Origin of the sequence: Polycladidibacter hongkongensis (assembly GCF_001561995.1) — a bacterium.
Lineage (GTDB): Bacteria > Pseudomonadota > Alphaproteobacteria > Rhizobiales > Stappiaceae > Pseudovibrio > Pseudovibrio hongkongensis.
Genome location: NZ_LLWC01000026.1, coordinates 88216 through 104587, shown reverse-complemented (window position 1 = coordinate 104587; position 16372 = coordinate 88216). Strand labels below are relative to the sequence as shown.

The window sequence follows — 16372 nt, the reverse complement described above, 5'->3', positions numbered from 1 at the left end:
TGAATTAGCCTCCGAATTTAATCGCGTTAAACTGTGCGAGGGTATTGGCGTTGATGCCCATCCCGGCGTTGGTGAAAAGCGAAACAGTTGGTGCAAAACCAACATTGTTGTTGATGTCGTAAAGGCTTGTGAATTTCGAAATGGTCTTGTCCAGAGCCTCTGGTGTGTTGAGCTCACTCACCTTCATTTTCGACAAAATGAAGGTTGCCTGCTTGTCCACGTTGCCGCCAACCATCTGGTCCGGCATATTGATCGTCGAGCGGACAAATTTGTAAAGCGCCGGATCCGCGAGAATTTCATAGACCCAGTTATCCTTGGCCTTCTGAGAAACTTTAGGATCATCAAGCAGTTTTTGTGATGGCAAAATGTCACCGATCTTACGCTTGAAATACAATGCCAGTCGCACACCTTCGCTGCTGGCGCCCTCAGTTAGTTCAAGGGTTTGCTTCAGATAGCTGTCGACGATCTTTTGTTGATCCTTAATCAACTTGCCTTGGATCTCAGCGGTTTGCTCTTTGCGCACATCCGCAAGCATATCCTGAAGTTTGAAGGTCTTGCGCAAATCGTCAAGCTTCAGCTTTTTATCAAGGTAGTCGCGCTGCTTCCAAGCGCTTTGTTCTCGCAGCTCTGTGGGCATACGTGCTATGTCTTGCACGTTCTTTTTCAGGACAGGATCCGCCAAAATCTCGTCCCATACCTTCTGTCGCTTGTTGTAATCCATGGTCGTATACCCCTTGGTATAGCTGTTCGGGATCACCATCTTCATTACGGCGTAGAAGTAATTGTCCTTGTTCTTTTGCGCCTCAACCTGCTCTTTTGTATGCGTAGCGGTGGTCGCTGCTGCTGCTTGCCCCTTAATGCCACCCGAACTGACAAAGCTAAACGCTTCGACAAACTTTTTAAAACGTTTGTCAGTCAGCTTATTGGCGAAGGAGTTAGGGTCCTTTACCCCCTCATTAAGGGCTTTTTTCATAAATGCTTTTGCATAGGCCATATCCTCAAGGCCCATTGCGCGCATTGCATAATTAAACACACGAAAATCATCGACGAATTCGTCAACGCTCTTGATTTCTTTAATGCGCGTTAAAAAATGTTCGCTTTCACGTTTGACCTGCGGATCCTTGGAGGTTGTCTCCAGTGTCTTTGCCATATCGCGATTGATAAGCCTGTATCGAAGTGCCGTGTCCATCATGGCGCAATTCCTCCAAAGAATATATTGGGCTCGATCATGCGGGATATGCCTTGTCTGAAGCTGTCATTCGCACGCAGCGCACGCCTTTCAAGCGAAGCAAATTGTTGAACTAACGGCGGATCGATTTGCACCGGTTGCGATTCTTGCGTCATCGCCAAGAAATAACAGGCGTTTTTATGTTGAGGGTCTTGGAGTGGATCTCAAGATGGCGCCCGCAAACAAAAAATGCGTTGCCTGTGAGTTGCGCGAAAGTGAGCAGGTGGATGCGGGAAAAACGGCGGGGTTCTGCGTCTATCTTAGTGGCTTGAGTACTGACCGGTCGGTATTTTTGCAGCTTGCCGCAGGTGGTCTGAGGGTGCTTGCGCGAAATCAGCGCCAAATCCGCCAGTTTCAGACAAGAAACCAGCCCTAGCACTTACTCCCAAGAATGTAGCGATCCATCCAAACGCGTGGAGCAAGTTTTGAATATCATCCTAGGTCTTATCATCGTATTCGGGTCGATCTTGGGCGGCTACGTCGCCATGGGCGGCTACTTGCGCGTCCTTTATCAGCCCTTCGAGTTCCTGATTATCTGCGGCGCAGCCTTCGGGACATTTGTCGTGGCCAACTCCATGCGGACCTTGAAAGACACCGCGCGGGGTATCAAGGAGGCTATTGGCAACGATAGTCCCAAAAAGCGCGATCATCTCGATACGCTCTCAATCTTGTATGGCCTGATGCGCACCATGCGTGCCAAGGGGCGCAATGATGTTGAGGCGATTATCGACAATCCGAGCGAATCCGAATTATTTCAAACGTTCCCGAAAGTTCTGCGCAACGAGAGCCTGACGAGTTTCATCTGTGACTATTTCCGTCTCATTGTTATCGGAAATGTTCGTCCACACGAAATCGAAGCGCTGATGGATGAAGAGCTGCACACGCTCTCCCGAGAAGAGCTGCGACCGGTCCATGCGCTGAATACGGTTTCGGAGGCGCTGCCGGCGCTGGGTATTGTTGCTGCGGTGCTTGGTGTGATCAAGGCGATGGGGGCAATTGATCAGGAGCCGGAAGTGCTCGGTGGCCTCATCGGTGCGGCGCTGGTAGGGACATTCCTCGGTATCTTTGTTTCTTATGGGGTTGTCTCGCCGATCTCGAACAAAATTAAATCCGTACGCGAGCGGCGGTTCCGTCTTTATGTGGAAGTAAAGCAAACCATGCTGGCATTTATGAATGGTGCCGCTCCACAGATTGCTTTGGAGCATGGTCGTAAAACCATCGCCTCTGAAGATCGCCCAACCATTGACGAGGTTGAGGAAGAAACCATGAATGCTGGGGCAGGAGCGGCATAATGGAAGAGCTAGCTATGGAAGAAATGCAGGCCGGTGCTGAGGATATGGCGGGTAAGCTGGATCTGCCCTCCCGCCTGTTGGATGCGGCTGGTCTAGGGGTTGATCGTCTGCCGATGCTCAACGTGGTCTTTGACCGCATGGCTCGTCAGTTCATTGATACGCTGCGCCAGATGGCAGCCACTGCGCCTTACATTGCTGTGCGCTCGGTGGAAAACGAGCGAATTGGTGATGTGCTTGATCGTTACGATGACAATGCAATCGTTGCTGTATTGCACGCGCAGGAATGGGATGCGCGCATCCTCTTGGGCTTTGATCGTGCCTTTATCTTCTCAATGGTGGAAGTCCTTCTTGGCGGCGATGGTGAGGAGCAGGCTGAAGAGGAAAACCGCGGCCTGACAAACGTCGAGCAGCGCCTTGCCTATCGGATGTTTTCCGAGGCGGCGCAGGCGCTGGAGACCGCGTTTGAGGCAATCGCCGATACATCTCTGAAGGTAGAGCGTCTGGAAACTCGCATGGAGTTTGCGCAAACCGGGCGGCGCTCCAACCCTTGTGTTATTGCGAACCTGACCTCTGAAGTAATCGGCCGCGAAGGCGAAATCTTCGTTGTCATTCCGCAGTCGGTTCTCAACCCACTGCGTCAGAACCTCACCCAAGTGCTCAGCGGCGAAGTGGCTGGCCGTGATACCCGCTGGACCAAGCAGTTCCAGCAGGAGATCCAGCGCACCGAAGTCAAGCTTACGGCGGTTCTGGAGGAGCAGCAGCTTACTCTTGATCAGATCGCGCAGCTGGAAGTCGGCACCGTGCTTGAGCTTAATGCGACGCCGAAAACTCCAGTGAAGCTGGAATGTAACAGCCAGCCGCTGTTTAACTGTCGCCTTGGTCAGGTTTCCGGAAACTACACCGTACGTGTTGATGAACTCATCCAGCAGGAGGGGGAGTTACTTGATGACATCCTATCTAATTGATGGCGTTCTCTTTCTGGCGCTTATGATCACCACTTGGCGGGTCACCGTCATGTATCGCAAGCTCAAAGATTTGGCAGCTTACCAGCAAGAGTACACCAGAGCCTTTGAGCAATCCAGTGAAGCGATGGACGCCGTTGGCTTGTCTCTGCAAGAAATCCGCGTACGTGGCGAGGAAATCCTCAAGGCGCTCGGGGAGCGCATTGATGACGCTCGGGAGGCGACGGTTGATATCAGTTCTGTAGTACTGCAAGCGCAAACCGAAATGCGCACGCTGCAAGAGCATATCGATTGGCTTCGCAAAGGTGTGAATGATGTAAACCTCGATCTTTCTGCAATGCCTCGTGATCCCGGGCGCCGCTCGGGTGGTCGCGAGGCCACAGCTGCGCGCCAGCGCACCGCAGGGCGCGCCCGTCCCAAACCGGCAGGGTCTTCGAATAACTCGGCAGCAATGCTCTTGACCGGCGGCAAGGTGGTCGCCGCAAAACAGACCGTTGCCAGCTCCGAGGAGAAACAGGCGCCCAAAAAAGTCCGCAAGGTCTCCTTCGGAGAAGGGTCTGCATTCCGCCATGTGGCCGCAAGCGATCAGGCTGTAGAAGCGCCAGCGGAAAATTCTGAAGCAGACAAAGATAACTCCTAAGGTTCAATAGTTTTACAATTAAGGAACAGCACAGATGAGCAATCCAAACGAACTGAGCGACGAGGCATTGGCCCTGCAGTGGGAAGCCGCAGCTGCTGAAGGTGAAATGGAAATGGACGAAGCGCCGGCAATTGCCAGCTCGCCAGCCAGCACCGCCAGTAACCGCACCATCGGTGACGGAGTGAGCGAAGAAAACGTCGATCGTAATCTGGACGCCGTCCTTGGCATCCCTGTTGACATGCAGGTGGTGCTAGGCTCTGCAACAATGCCGGTGGCTTCTCTTTTGAAGCTTGGTCGCGGCGCGGTAATTCCGCTTGATCACCGCGTTGGTGAGCCAGTGAATCTTGTCGTCAATGGCCGTACCGTCGCCCGTGGTGAGATCGTCGTCGTAGAGGATGATAACTCTCGCTTTGGCGTTTCCCTCACTGAAATTGTAGGTGCCAAAGGCAGCTACGCTTAAGGCTGGATAGGATACATCGGACATGAAAAACGCGCTTCAGGCGACCACAGACCCGCTGCTGCCTAGCAAGCCTGGTACGCAAAAAGCAGCCGCGCTTCTGTTGGCCATGGGCAGTGAAAAAGCCACAAAAGTTCTAAAGCACTTCGACAATGACGAAATGCGGATGATCATCCGCGCCGCTTCAGAGCTGGGTACCGTGCCTGCCAATGAACTTGATGAGCTCATCGAAGAGTTCATCGGCCAATTCTCTGGTGGTGTAAACCTGTTTGGTACCGCTGAAGGCGCCGAGAACTTGCTGCGTGGCTTGTTGCCTGAAGATCAGGTTGCCGACATCATGTCCGATGTCATGGGCTATTCCAAGCGCTCCATCTGGGACAAGGTTTCCCAGATTTCCGAGCACGTCCTCTCGACGTATCTGCAAAAAGAACACCCGCAAACAGCTGCGGTGATCCTGTCAAAAATCACGCCAAACGCAGCGGCCAAAGTGATATCGCAGATCCCGCGTCGCCGCCGTAACCAGATCGTTCGCCGGATGCTGACCTTGAAGCCGATTGTTGAGGATGTGATCGACGAGGTGCAAAAAACCCTCCACGAGGACTTCATGGTCAACTTTGCGCGCACGGTTGGGACAGATTCCCACTCGCGCATGGCTGATATCCTCAACAAAATGGAGCGGGACGATCTGGAGGACACCCTGTCCAATCTGCGCGAAGTCTTGCCAAAGTCTGCAGAACAGCTCGCAGGCCTGCTGTTTACCTTCGAAGACATCCAGCATCTGGATATTCGTACACGTATGGCTATCTTCGACGATGTCACGTCCGATCAGATCACCACAGCGCTCAAGGGGACCGAGCCCGGTTTCCGGGATGCAATTTTGGAGGCGATGTCCTCCCGTGCACGCCGTATCGTAGAAAACGATCTGGCGGCAGCCGAACCTGTTGCTCAGCGCGAAGTGCTCGAAGCCCGTCGCGAGATCACAGATCTTGCGCTGGAAAAAGCCAACAGTGGCGAGATCGATCTGGAGATCGGCCGCTCGGACGAAGTATTCGTCTAAGCAAAACATGGGCGGCGTAAGCCGGCAGGTGCTCACCATAGGCGAGGGGAGGGGGCAACGCCTCCCACTTTCCTAACAGGAATAAAGCGGGCGTATGGCTGAAGATCAGGACCCGGAAAGTAAAACCGAGGAGCCCACGGAGAAAAAAATCCGTGATGCCGTCGAAAAAGGGGATGTGCCGGTCTCGAAAGAGGCGTCGGTCTTGGCTGCTCTGGTCGCCATACTGCTTATTCTCAGCTTTATGTCCATGAGCCGAACCAGCTCGATCGTGCAGTTTCTCACGTGGTTTCTGGATAATCCTGCCGAAATCTCTTTGAATACCTCCTCGGACCTATCGCAGTTGATGTTCGTTGTGGGGCTAGAGCTTTCTAAGTTTCTTCTTCCCATGGTGGGGCTGCTGATTGCGTTTGGTTTGGCATCTTCATTTTTACAAAATACGCCGCGCATGGTTCTGACCCGTATTCAACCGAAGCTGGAAAAGATCTCGTTGCAAAAAGGGGTGAAGCGCCTGTTCTCGATGAACACATTTATGGAATTCATCAAATCTCTTTTCAAGTTGACCACAGTTACTGTGGTTGCTCTATTGATTATCCGCTCTCAACAAGCGGCAGCGTTGACAACTATGTACACTGATCCTGCCCTCCTGCCTGCCACCATCGTGGCCATATCAATGAAACTGCTCTCCGGCATTTGCGTTGCAACAATTGCGCTTGTTGGGTTCGATCTTGTGCTTGCCCGCTTCCAGTGGCGTAAAAAACTGCGTATGACCAAGCAGGATATCAAGGACGAATTCAAGCAGTCCGAAGGCGATCCGATGGTCAAAGCGCGTCAGCGTTCGATCGCCCGAGATCGTGCCCGCCGCAGTATGTTGGGCAACGTCCAAGACGCTACGGTTGTCATCGCCAACCCTACGCACTTTGCTGTTGCATTGCAGTATGACCGCACCGCCGAAAGTGCGCCAAAAGTCGTGGCGAAAGGCCAGGACCTTATCGCCCTGCGTATCAAGGAGCTGGCCTACCTGCATGATGTGACGGTGATCGAAGACAAGCCGCTCGCCCGCGGTCTCTATGCCGCCGTAGAGGTTGACCAATTTATCCCACCGCAATACTACCGCGCCGTTGCGGAAATCATCTCCTACGTGTATACGAAGAAACGCTGACATTTTAGCGAGTAATGGGATAACTCCATGCAAAAAAACAAGTATGTCTCGGCCAGCACCCAGCAAATGCGCCGCGAGGCGATCATTGCCGAGGCCATTCGCCCTGTTGCTGCAGAGTTGCGCATGGTTGACCTGACATCACTTGCCCGTCACATACTTGCCAATGAAACGGCAAATATGGACGACCTGATCGCCTCCTCGGTGGAGCTGTTTTTCAAGCCGGACACGCTGACATACGCCAGCACATCGACCATCGAGCTCAATTGGTCAGGCGAAACCAGCGTCAATCTGCATTTACGCTTCGCCCATAATGGTGTGATTATCCTGTTTCAACTCATTCTGCTGCCGCTCAACTCCGCCGTCGAGGTGAAGTACATCGCGTTTGATACACCCTCTGATGATGCAGAGGAAAACACGGTAGTTTTGCAACAGGCACTCACGGATGCGCAGCTTAAGCTGTAGCGTCACCAAGGTGTTGCACAAGCACTAACCGGCATTTCCCTATTAGTTTACCCTCCGCCAGCTAGGCGCAAGATTCTCTTGTTACTTCTGCCATTAGTTTCGAATGGGTGGAGTAAGTCCCTTGGATCCTGTTTATTTGTTTACCCTCACATCACGGCAAGCCTCATGGTTGTCCGTTCGTCAGGCGACCGTTGCAGAAAACGTTGCAAATGCTGACACGCCGGGTTTTGCCGCCAAGGATGTCGAGCCGTTTCGTGATGTCTTTGATAAAACACAACTTACAATGGCGGCAACTTCGTCTGGGCATATGATGCCGGCAGGCGTGGGTAATGGCAAAGCCGAGGTGGATAAGGGCGAGAGCTGGCAGGTGTCGGTCTCAAAAAACTCTGTCTCCCTTGAGCAGGAAATGATTAAGGCTGGCCAGATTAATCGGGCCCACAATCTCAACACCTCAATAACAAGCAAGTTTCATGGCTTCATGTTGACCAGCCTCGGAAAAGGCTAGGCGGTAATTCTAAGCCCGACACGTCTTTGCGACTCGACATGACAGCCACTAGGAAAGTTCAATGATCGATCCCCTTTCAGCGTCCCTACGCATCACTGGAGCAGGCCTTCACGCCCAATCCCAGCGGATGCGCGTTGTCTCGGAAAACTTGGCAAACGCCAATTCTACCGGTAATACACCCGGCGCCACACCCTTTACACGTAAGACCATCACATTTACTGCCGAAATGGATCGGGCCCTTGGTGCCGATCTGGTAAAGGTGAAAGCAATCGGGACCGATAAGGCGGACTTCCGAATCGAGCATGATCCTTCCCACCCGGCTGCTGATGAAAATGGCAACGTGAAGTATCCAAATGTAAGCCCGCTTATCGAGCTGGCAGATATGCGTGAAACCTCCCGCTCCTACGAAGCAGGTCTGCAGGTGATGAAGCAATCGCGCACTATGATTAATCGCACAATCGATCTTCTGAGGAGCCGGTAATGGTTGGTTTCGTCTCTAGCGTTCGCACCATTTATACCGGTCCGGCCGCGACATCTTTTGCCTCCGGCGCCAATGAAACTCGCCATGTCGCTGGTGGTGCCAACGCCGCAAGTGGCGTTGAGGAAACAAGCTTTGCTCAGACTATGGCGGATGTTTTGACAGATACTGCTGCAGATCTGAAAAGCGCGGAAGCGGCATCTATTTCCGCAGTGCGCGGTGAAGCTTCAGCGCAGCAGGTTGTAGAGGCAGTGATGGAGGCGGAAATGTCGCTGAAAACCGCACTTGCCATTCGCGACAAAGTCGTCAGCGCCTATCAAGAATTCTCTCGGATGACCATTTAGGGATAACAAACCCATGAAAGCTCTAGCGATTGCCGCAACCGGCATGTCTGCCCAGCAGACCAATCTGGAGGTTATCTCCAACAACATCGCCAACATGAACACAACCGCTTACAAAGGCTCTCGTGCTGAGTTTACGGACCTGCTTTATCAAGTGGACCGTGCCGCCGGCGTTGCCAATCGGGGCGGTGAAGGGGCGATCCCAGAGGGCGTTCAGCAGGGCTTGGGTGTGCGCACCGCAGCAGTGCGTAAGGTCCACAATCAAGGTCCGCTCATGCAAACCTCCAATTCGCTTGATGTGGCAATTGACGGGCAGGGCTGGTTTCAGGTGCAAGGTCCTGATGGAGTCGCACTTTACACACGCGCAGGCTCTTTCAATAAAAACGCCAACGGTCAGTTGGTAACCCTCGATGGCTACCGCGTTCAGCCAGACATTACCATTCCAGAGGATGCCGCGAAGGTTACCATTAACGAAAGTGGTCAGGTTTTTGCCACCTTCAACGACGGGCAAGCGCCGCAAAACATCGGGCAGCTTACCATGAGCATGTTCGTCAATGATGCAGGTTTGCGCGCCATGGGCGGTAATCTGTTTCAAGAAACGGAAGCTTCCGGCGTTGCTATTCAAGGTGTGGCAGGGCAGGGCGCTTATGGCACCATCCGTCAAGGCTATCTGGAATCTGCCAATGTGGATCCAGTAAAAGAGATCACCGAGCTCATTAGCGCACAGCGCGCCTACGAGATGAATTCCAAGGTGATTCAGGCCGCTGATGATATGGCGGGCACCGTCTCCAAAGGCATCCGCTAATCCAAGCGCTCCGGTGAGTTAAGATGAAGCTGAGTAGAACAAAGTTGGGCGCTGCATTGGCAGCGCTCTGGTTGGCATCATCGCTAACCGGCGCGCACGCCGCCAGCAAAATCGTCACGCTGCCCGTGGCAGGTGTTGTTATCTATCCTGGTGACCAGATCACCATTGGCATGCTGCGGGAGAAAAACTTCTCGCGCCGCTCCATAGGCGCTTTGTCCGTGATGCGCTCGCCAGATCAGTTGATCGGCAAAGAGGCGCGCCGCACCTTGTTGGTGGGGCAACCAATCCCAAAAAGCGCCATTAGAGAACCTATCATCATCAAACGTGGCTCAGCTGCCACTCTCGTTTTTCGCGAGGATGGGCTGGAAATCCGCGCCGTCGTCGAGCCGCTGGAATCTGGTTCCGTTGGTGATGTCATTAAAGCAAAAAATCTTGATACCGGTCTGAACGTGACCGGCCGGGTGCAGCCGGATGGCTCGCTCCTCGCAACGGGAGGTTAACACATGAATTGGGGCTTTAAACGATTGGCGCGCGCCGTTGCCGCTGCGCTCGTTACCCTGACGGTCACAGGCGCAGTGTTGGGCACTTCTGCCTCGGCCATGGTGCGCATCAAGGATATTGCCAAACTGCGCGGCATGCGTGACAACCAGCTGGTAGGGTATGGTCTGGTGATCGGCCTTAACGGCACCGGCGATTCCATGCGAAATGCGCCGTTTACCGAGCAATCTTTGCAAAGTATGATGGAGCGCCTCGGGGTCAACGTACGGGAGACCTCGTTGGGTTCGGCGAACGTTGCCGCCGTGGTCGTAACAGCAGAGCTACCGCCTTTTGCAGGTCACGGTTCACGTATTGATGTCAATGTCGGCTCTTTGGGGGATGCGAAGTCCCTGCAGGGTGGTACGTTGATTGTCACCCCGCTCATGGGCGCGGATGGCAATGTCTACGCAGTTGCGCAAGGGTCTGTGTCGGTCTCCGGTTTTTCCGCATCTGGTGATGCTGCGAGTATCACGCAGGGTGTCCCTACAGCCGGTGTCGTGCCAAATGGTGCACTGATCGAGCGCACGCTACCTGACCAGTTTGAGCAGTTGCCTGCTCTGATTTACGAGCTGCGCAATCCAGATTTTAAAACGTCTGTTCGTGTTGCGGACGCGATCAATGCCTTCACCTTGAACCGTTATGGTGTCAAGGTTGCGCGGGAGTTGGATTATCGCTCGGTTGAAGTGATGCGTCCGACAACCATGAGCGCGGTTCGGTTTGTTTCTCAGATTGAGGGCTTGCTGGTGCAACCGGATTCGCCAGCCCGCGTCGTGGTCGACGAACGTACAGGCACGGTCGTTATCGGCAATAATGTACGTATCACCACAGTCGCAGTTACCCACGGCAACCTGACGGTTAAGGTCTCAGAAAAGCCAGAGGTGTCCCAACCAAATCCATTTGCCGAGGTCGGCGAAACCAAGGTTGTCCCGCGCACCGAAATCGAAGTGCAGCAAGATGATGGTCAACTGCAAATTGTTGAGGGCACTGACTTGCAAACTCTGGTTCGTGGCCTCAATCGCATCGGCCTGAAACCAACAGGTATCATCGCGATCCTGCAATCAATCAAGCAGGCGGGCGCACTGCAAGCGACACTGGTTGTGAAGTAACAGAGACTGTGCACGGGCCAATCAGGCCCGTGCAAGCTATTTGCGCAACACTCTCTCCCAATAATTACGTCTTTTGAAACTCGGTTGGAGCCATGTTGAGTTCACTTTCTCTAGTTACGCGCGTTAGCGCTGCTGCGATGCTCTTTACCGCAAGCTTTGCCTCTGGCGCAGCGGTGGCTGCCAATGCCCCAGATGACGGCCCGGTGGACGAGCTGAGCGTTGAGCTGCAAAAAGAAGCAATTGCGGCAGCGCAGAGCTACTGCCGCAACACCGCCGCAGAAGCATCCGATGCGCGCCTTGCGTGGCAAATGCGCGCGCTTTTCAATGTTGAAACCCGGATGCAGGAAAAGATCGTCGAGCTGGATGAAAAAATCGAGGAGCTGCGCAAGTGGGTCGAAATGCGGGACGATATCCTGAAGCGCTCGGAAGGTCATGTGGTGCAGATCTATGCCAACATGCGTGCCGAAGCCGCCGCCGAGCAATTGTTGACACTCGATGATAAGACAGCGGTATCTATCCTGCTACAGATGAAGCCGCGCCAAGCCGGAGCGATTTTGGCAGAAATGACCTCGGACCGCGCCGCGTACCTGACAGATTCTATGGCGCTTCTCACCGAACGTAAAAGAAAAGAGGGCAACTCGTGAAACCACTTGCCACGCTAGTGCTGGCGCTCTCACTTGCCAGCTGTACAAGCATGATCCGCGAAATCGGTCAGGAGCCAAGCCTCACGCCGCTTGGTCATGGTCTGAGCCCGAAAGTTGCCAACTCAACCATTGCGGTGCCCAATCAGGGCAGCCACAAGAAGCGCTCGTTCCATGGATTGTGGGCGCAGGGCGATCAGGCGTTTTTTAAAGACTCCCGCGCATCTAGCGTTGGAGATGTGGTGACCGTTGCTATCTCGATCGATGACAAGGCCACATTGGACAATGAATCCACCCGTTCGCGCGATTCCAAGCTCACCAACTCCATTGGCGGCAGCTTCTCATGGGGCACCAGCTCCACGGGCGAGGCAAAGGCCTCTTTAAATGGGGCAGGGAATTCCACCTCCAAAGGCACGGGCAAAATTGATCGCTCCGAGAAGATTAACCTCTCCATAGCGGCGGTTGTTACCAGGGTGCTTCCAAACGGTAACCTGATCATTTCCGGTCAGCAAGAGGTGCGCGTGAACTACGAGGTTCGCGTCCTATCTGTTGCCGGTATTGTACGTCCGCAAGACATCACGGGCCGCAACACCATTGCCTATGACAAGATCGCCGAGGCTCGCGTCTCCTATGGCGGTCGTGGCCGGGTAACAGAATTGCAGCAGCCAAGCCTTGGCCAGCAGGTGCTGGACAAGATTACCCCGTTCTAGGAGCCGGCCATGCTAAAAAAACTAGCGGGCGATATGCCCCAGACACCAAGTGCACTGGCATTTGCTGGCGTAACTGCCTTGGCGATCCTTGCCGGTGGTCTTCTTGGCGCCGCTCTTGTCGATCGCGTGCACACGCAGTTGATTGAAGAGCGTAAAGCAGAAGCGCCTGGTATGATTAATCCGGTCTATGCATCGGACAGCGAAATCGTCGCTCTCAAGCCGATTGTGACCAACCTGTTGTCGTCCTCGGAGAACTGGATCCGTATCGAAAGCTCGGTTGTTCTGAAAAAGACAGATATGAGTGAAGAAGATCACGCGGTGCTCGCCAAGGAAATCGAACAGGACTTCCTTCTCTATGCTCGGACGCTAGGACCGCGCCAGTTGCAGGGCACGCGCGGATTGCTGCGTCTGCGCGATGATCTTAACGAACGCGCCAAAATGCGTGGCGGTCGTGTCGTGCGCGAACTCGTACTAGAATCAGTGGTGATCCAGTAATGCTACGTCGCATTTCCCTGTTTTTGCTCCTGTTGCTCTCCATGAGCGGTGCCGCAGCGGCGCAGTCATTTGACTTGTCTTCGGTGTTACCAGCAGGGGAGGCGGGGGCGTCTGGCCGTATCATTCAGTATGCGCTGATCCTGACAGTCTTGTCATTGGCGCCGGGCATTCTGATCATGGTCACCAGCTTCACACGATTTGCTGTTGCCTTGTCGTTTCTCCGCTCCGGTATGGGTTTGCAAACAACACCTGCAAATATCATTCTGGTGTCGCTGGCATTGTTCATGACCTTTTATGTTATGGCGCCGACTTTTGATCGCGCTTGGCGTGATGGTTTGCAACCCTTGATCAATAATGAAATCAGCGAGCCAGAAGCGTATAAGGCAATGACTGCCCCATTCCGCAGTTTTATGCTCGACAATGTGCGCGAAAAAGATTTGGCACTGTTTGATGATTTGGCAATTGACAGCTTTGGCTACGACAGGGAAGCCCCTGTAGAAGAAATCGATCTGCGCGTTCTCATTCCCGCCTTTATGGTGTCTGAACTTCGTCGCGGCTTTGAAATTGGTTTTCTGATCGCTCTGCCATTTGTGGTGATCGATATGATCGTGGCCACCCTTACCATGTCTATGGGCATGATGATGTTGCCACCTACTGTGATCTCGCTACCCTTCAAGGTATTGTTTTTTGTTTTGGTCGATGGTTGGCATTTGCTAACAGCGGGGCTAATCCGATCCTTTGTCTAGCGCAAAGCTCAATTACTAAAATCTAGGATTTTGAAATGGGGAGCCTCGGCTCCCCATTTTTTTTATCTACATGAGAGACATGTGGATTGTTTGCCAAATGAGACAATGCAATACAACTTTAAATTGATTATGTTGCTGCAGAAGTAAGTATAAGTTGTAAAATACAACCTATAAAAAATTATTAGGACAATACAACTAAAAGTAAGTAAAAATGGTCAGCCTTGCGCAAGTGGACTCAGAAAAATATCGATCTGTAACGAGGCGCTAACAATAAAACGACAAGCGTTGGTATCAAGCCATTCTCGTTTCATCGGTAATACAATCCGATATGTCCCAGTGTATTTTGATAGGGACAAAACTATGTCTAGCCTTTTGACTAACTCCGCCGCAATGGTTGCTCTTAATACCCTGCGTGGTATTAACGAAAGCATGGGCACCACCCAGAACCGTATTTCTACCGGTCTGCGTGTTGCTGATGCTTCCGACAACGCGGCTTACTGGTCCATCGCGACCACCATGAAATCCGACAATAAAGCGCTTTCTGCTGTACAGGATGCTCTGGGTCTGGGTGCTGCGACTGTTGACGTTGCTTTCACCGCTATGGATAAAGCGGTTAAGGTTGTTGATGACATCAAAGCGAAGCTGACCGCTGCAACCGATGGTACTGTTGACAAGAACAAGATCCAGTCGGACATCAAAGAACTTCAAGGTCAGCTGAGAACCATTGCTGCTTCTGCCAACTTCTCTGGTGAGAACTGGCTGCAGCAGGACACAGAAAACGACAACCTTGCCAAAAAGATCACCGGTTCTTTCACCCGTGATGCTTCTGGCGCGACTTCCATCAAAAACATTGATGTGGACACGAACACTGTTGTTCTGGTTGATACACGCGCTGATGCAACTGCAGCTACAGGTATCTTGAACAAGAACCTGATTGGTGTAACTGGCGATGGCGCTAAGACCGTGTTTGGTTTTGCAGAAGGTGCAGTTGCAGCTGATGGTGCCACAATTGATCCTACTCTACTTGATGCCGCTATTAAGAAAACGGGTACTGCTGATCACATTAGCATTCTGAATCTTGATATCTCAACTCTTGGTAAGACTGTAGAGGAGCAGTATGCTCTTAAGGGTTTGATCAGTGTCGTTGATGAGCAGCTGTCTGCAATGACCACCGCTGCAACCAACCTCGGTTCCGCTAAAAAGCGTATCACCATGCAGAAAGAGTTCGTGACCAACCTGTCCGACTCCATCACCCGTGGTGTTGGTCAGCTGGTTGATGCGGACATGAACTCAGAATCCACACGCCTTAAAGCTCTGCAAACCCAGCAGCAGCTCGGCATTCAGGCTCTGTCCATCGCAAACGCCGGTGCACAGAACATTCTGAGCCTGTTCCGCTAAGCATCTAGCAAAGCCTTTTTGAAGATAATGGGTCGCTCTGAATATTCAGAGCGGCCTTTTTATTATTATGCATATCGAATGAACTGGTTAGTTTGGTTAAAGGCTCTAAGTGCAACTTTAGCTTGTGCTGCAGCGCGTTAATGTTGGCATGATGCACTATTGCAGCCACGCTGGAATTGGGTTTCCAGCATGTCCTTCTGAAACATTACGGTGCTGCATGTCTAGTTTACGAACCAACTCCACCGCGATGGTGGCGCTGAATACGTTGCGCGCTATAAATAAGTCCATGGGCACCATCCAGAACCGTATTTCTACGAGCCTGCGTGTTGCTGATGCGTCCGACAACGCGGCTTACTGGTCCATCGCGACCACTATGAAATCCGACAATAAAGCGCTGTCCGCTGTGCAGGATGCTTGGGGCTTGGGGGCGGCGACAATTGATGTGGCACTCACCGCGATGGACAAATCAATCAAGATCGTTAACCAGATCAAGGCCAAGCTGGCGGCCGCAACAGATGATACTGTCGATAAACGTAAGATCCAATCTGATATTACAGATTGCAGGGGCAGCTTAAAACGATTGCTGCCACGGCCAACTTGTCAGGTGAAAACTGCTTGCAACAAAATGTTGACACCGCAAGCCTCAGCAAGAAAATCGTTGGTGCAGTGCGAAGGGATGGCCCGAACTTTGACCTTTAGCAGCTGGAGGTCGATACCAAGAGTGTTGTTTTAATCAATAGCTCGACAAACCCGCTTGCAATGGAGTTGGTCCATATGGGAATGGGGCGGGGGCTTCGGTGTTGGATCAGGACACGGAATACCTATAATGTTACCTGTCCGATCGGCAATTTTAAACGATCGGTTTCGATGGGTTGGGGCCAGTGATACGGGTGTTGATTTTGACTCCTTTTCGACATTGACTTTAGATGTTTCAAGTTTGACGACTTCGGGAAATGATAAGCGGGTTCTCGAAAAGACCATTGGAGAAATTGATTTTACTTTATCTCGCATGGCGGATGCTGCCACTCAGCTCGGCTCTGTAAAAAAGCGTATTACCCTGCAAACAGAATTTGTCAAAGATCTCTCAGACGCAATTATCCGCGGCGTTGGGCAGCTCGTTGATGCGGACATGAATGCTGAATCGACGCGCCTTAAAGCTCTGCAAACCCAACAACTCGGCATTCAGGCTCTGTCCATCGCCAATGCTGGGGCCCAAAGTATCCTCAGTCTATTTAGGTAGATACACCTGCACATTTGTTGCGGGTTCTATTTCTGTGTAGGTTTGTGAGATTTGCGCGTCAATTCAAATAAAACTGTTCGCACTTCGCAAGCTTCGCACAAGAAAATACAATC

The 16372-nt window shown here is 52.5% G+C and carries 19 protein-coding genes and 1 pseudogene; 19 read left to right on the top strand and 1 reads right to left on the bottom strand.

Annotation, left to right across the window (positions count from 1 at the left end; genetic code table 11):
- Window positions 1-4: 4 nt before the first annotated feature.
- Entirely contained in the window at window positions 5-1192 is a 1188-nt protein-coding gene (locus AYK82_RS13415) for a DUF1217 domain-containing protein (protein ID WP_068316814.1), read from the bottom strand.
- Between the two features lie 461 nt (window positions 1193-1653).
- Between AYK82_RS13415 and motA the strand changes: the two genes are divergently transcribed.
- From motA to AYK82_RS18675, 19 genes and pseudogenes are all read left to right on the top strand, one after another.
- Window positions 1654-2520 carry a flagellar motor stator protein MotA gene (gene motA, locus AYK82_RS13405; RefSeq protein ID WP_068317319.1) on the top strand — a complete coding sequence of 289 codons (867 nt, stop codon included), beginning with the start codon at window positions 1654-1656 and terminating at the stop codon, window positions 2518-2520.
- Window positions 2520-3485, top strand: coding sequence for a flagellar motor switch protein FliM (locus tag AYK82_RS13400; RefSeq protein ID WP_156453371.1), 966 nt, complete (start codon window positions 2520-2522; stop codon window positions 3483-3485). Before motA ends, AYK82_RS13400 begins: the two co-directional genes overlap by 1 nt.
- Complete coding sequence (locus tag AYK82_RS13395; RefSeq protein WP_068316808.1) at window positions 3466-4122, top strand: hypothetical protein; 657 nt, start codon at window positions 3466-3468, stop codon at window positions 4120-4122. The genes AYK82_RS13400 and AYK82_RS13395 overlap by 20 nt, the downstream gene beginning before the upstream one ends.
- A 34-nt stretch (window positions 4123-4156) precedes the next feature.
- Window positions 4157-4582, top strand: coding sequence for a flagellar motor switch protein FliN (gene fliN, locus AYK82_RS13390; RefSeq protein WP_068316806.1), 426 nt, complete (start codon window positions 4157-4159; stop codon window positions 4580-4582).
- 22 nt (window positions 4583-4604) lie between these two features.
- Complete coding sequence (locus AYK82_RS13385) at window positions 4605-5636, top strand: flagellar motor switch protein FliG (protein WP_068316803.1); 1032 nt, start codon at window positions 4605-4607, stop codon at window positions 5634-5636.
- A gap of 94 nt (window positions 5637-5730) precedes the next feature.
- The gene (flhB, locus tag AYK82_RS13380; protein ID WP_068316801.1) at window positions 5731-6795 is read left to right on the top strand and encodes a flagellar biosynthesis protein FlhB; all 1065 of its coding nucleotides are present in this window, start codon (window positions 5731-5733) and stop codon (window positions 6793-6795) included.
- A 27-nt stretch (window positions 6796-6822) separates the two neighbouring features.
- Window positions 6823-7257, top strand: coding sequence for a hypothetical protein (locus AYK82_RS13375; RefSeq protein WP_068316798.1), 435 nt, complete (start codon window positions 6823-6825; stop codon window positions 7255-7257).
- A 121-nt stretch (window positions 7258-7378) separates the two neighbouring features.
- A complete protein-coding gene (gene flgB, locus AYK82_RS13370) occupies window positions 7379-7762 on the top strand; it encodes a flagellar basal body rod protein FlgB (RefSeq protein ID WP_156453370.1) in 384 nt (127 codons plus the stop codon).
- A 61-nt stretch (window positions 7763-7823) separates the two neighbouring features.
- Complete coding sequence (gene flgC / locus AYK82_RS13365) at window positions 7824-8243, top strand: flagellar basal body rod protein FlgC (RefSeq protein WP_068316790.1); 420 nt, start codon at window positions 7824-7826, stop codon at window positions 8241-8243.
- Entirely contained in the window at window positions 8243-8584 is a 342-nt protein-coding gene (fliE, locus tag AYK82_RS13360) for a flagellar hook-basal body complex protein FliE (protein WP_082733931.1), read from the top strand. The genes flgC and fliE overlap by 1 nt, the downstream gene beginning before the upstream one ends.
- 13 nt (window positions 8585-8597) lie before the next feature.
- Window positions 8598-9386 (top strand): flagellar basal-body rod protein FlgG, encoded by a 789-nt coding sequence (gene flgG, locus AYK82_RS13355; RefSeq protein WP_068316788.1) that lies wholly within the window; start codon window positions 8598-8600, stop codon window positions 9384-9386.
- Window positions 9387-9409: 23 nt separating this feature from the next.
- On the top strand, window positions 9410-9886 hold the full coding sequence (flgA, locus tag AYK82_RS13350) for a flagellar basal body P-ring formation chaperone FlgA (protein ID WP_068316785.1): 477 nt from the start codon (window positions 9410-9412) through the stop codon (window positions 9884-9886).
- 3 nt (window positions 9887-9889) lie between these two features.
- On the top strand, window positions 9890-11029 hold the full coding sequence (locus AYK82_RS13345) for a flagellar basal body P-ring protein FlgI (protein ID WP_068316775.1): 1140 nt from the start codon (window positions 9890-9892) through the stop codon (window positions 11027-11029).
- Window positions 11030-11121: 92 nt separating this feature from the next.
- Window positions 11122-11673, top strand: coding sequence for a MotE family protein (locus AYK82_RS13340; protein ID WP_068316767.1), 552 nt, complete (start codon window positions 11122-11124; stop codon window positions 11671-11673).
- On the top strand, window positions 11670-12380 hold the full coding sequence (flgH, locus tag AYK82_RS13335) for a flagellar basal body L-ring protein FlgH (RefSeq protein WP_156453369.1): 711 nt from the start codon (window positions 11670-11672) through the stop codon (window positions 12378-12380). The genes AYK82_RS13340 and flgH overlap by 4 nt, the downstream gene beginning before the upstream one ends.
- A gap of 9 nt (window positions 12381-12389) precedes the next feature.
- Window positions 12390-12875, top strand: coding sequence for a flagellar basal body-associated FliL family protein (locus AYK82_RS13330; RefSeq protein WP_068316764.1), 486 nt, complete (start codon window positions 12390-12392; stop codon window positions 12873-12875).
- Window positions 12875-13621 carry a flagellar type III secretion system pore protein FliP gene (gene fliP, locus AYK82_RS13325; RefSeq protein WP_068316761.1) on the top strand — a complete coding sequence of 249 codons (747 nt, stop codon included), beginning with the start codon at window positions 12875-12877 and terminating at the stop codon, window positions 13619-13621. The genes AYK82_RS13330 and fliP overlap by 1 nt, the downstream gene beginning before the upstream one ends.
- Before the next feature lie 360 nt (window positions 13622-13981).
- A complete protein-coding gene (locus tag AYK82_RS13320) occupies window positions 13982-15019 on the top strand; it encodes a flagellin N-terminal helical domain-containing protein (RefSeq protein ID WP_068316758.1) in 1038 nt (345 codons plus the stop codon).
- Between the two features lie 217 nt (window positions 15020-15236).
- Window positions 15237-16259 (top strand): annotated as a pseudogene (locus AYK82_RS18675) (flagellin N-terminal helical domain-containing protein).
- Window positions 16260-16372 lie beyond the last annotated feature (113 nt).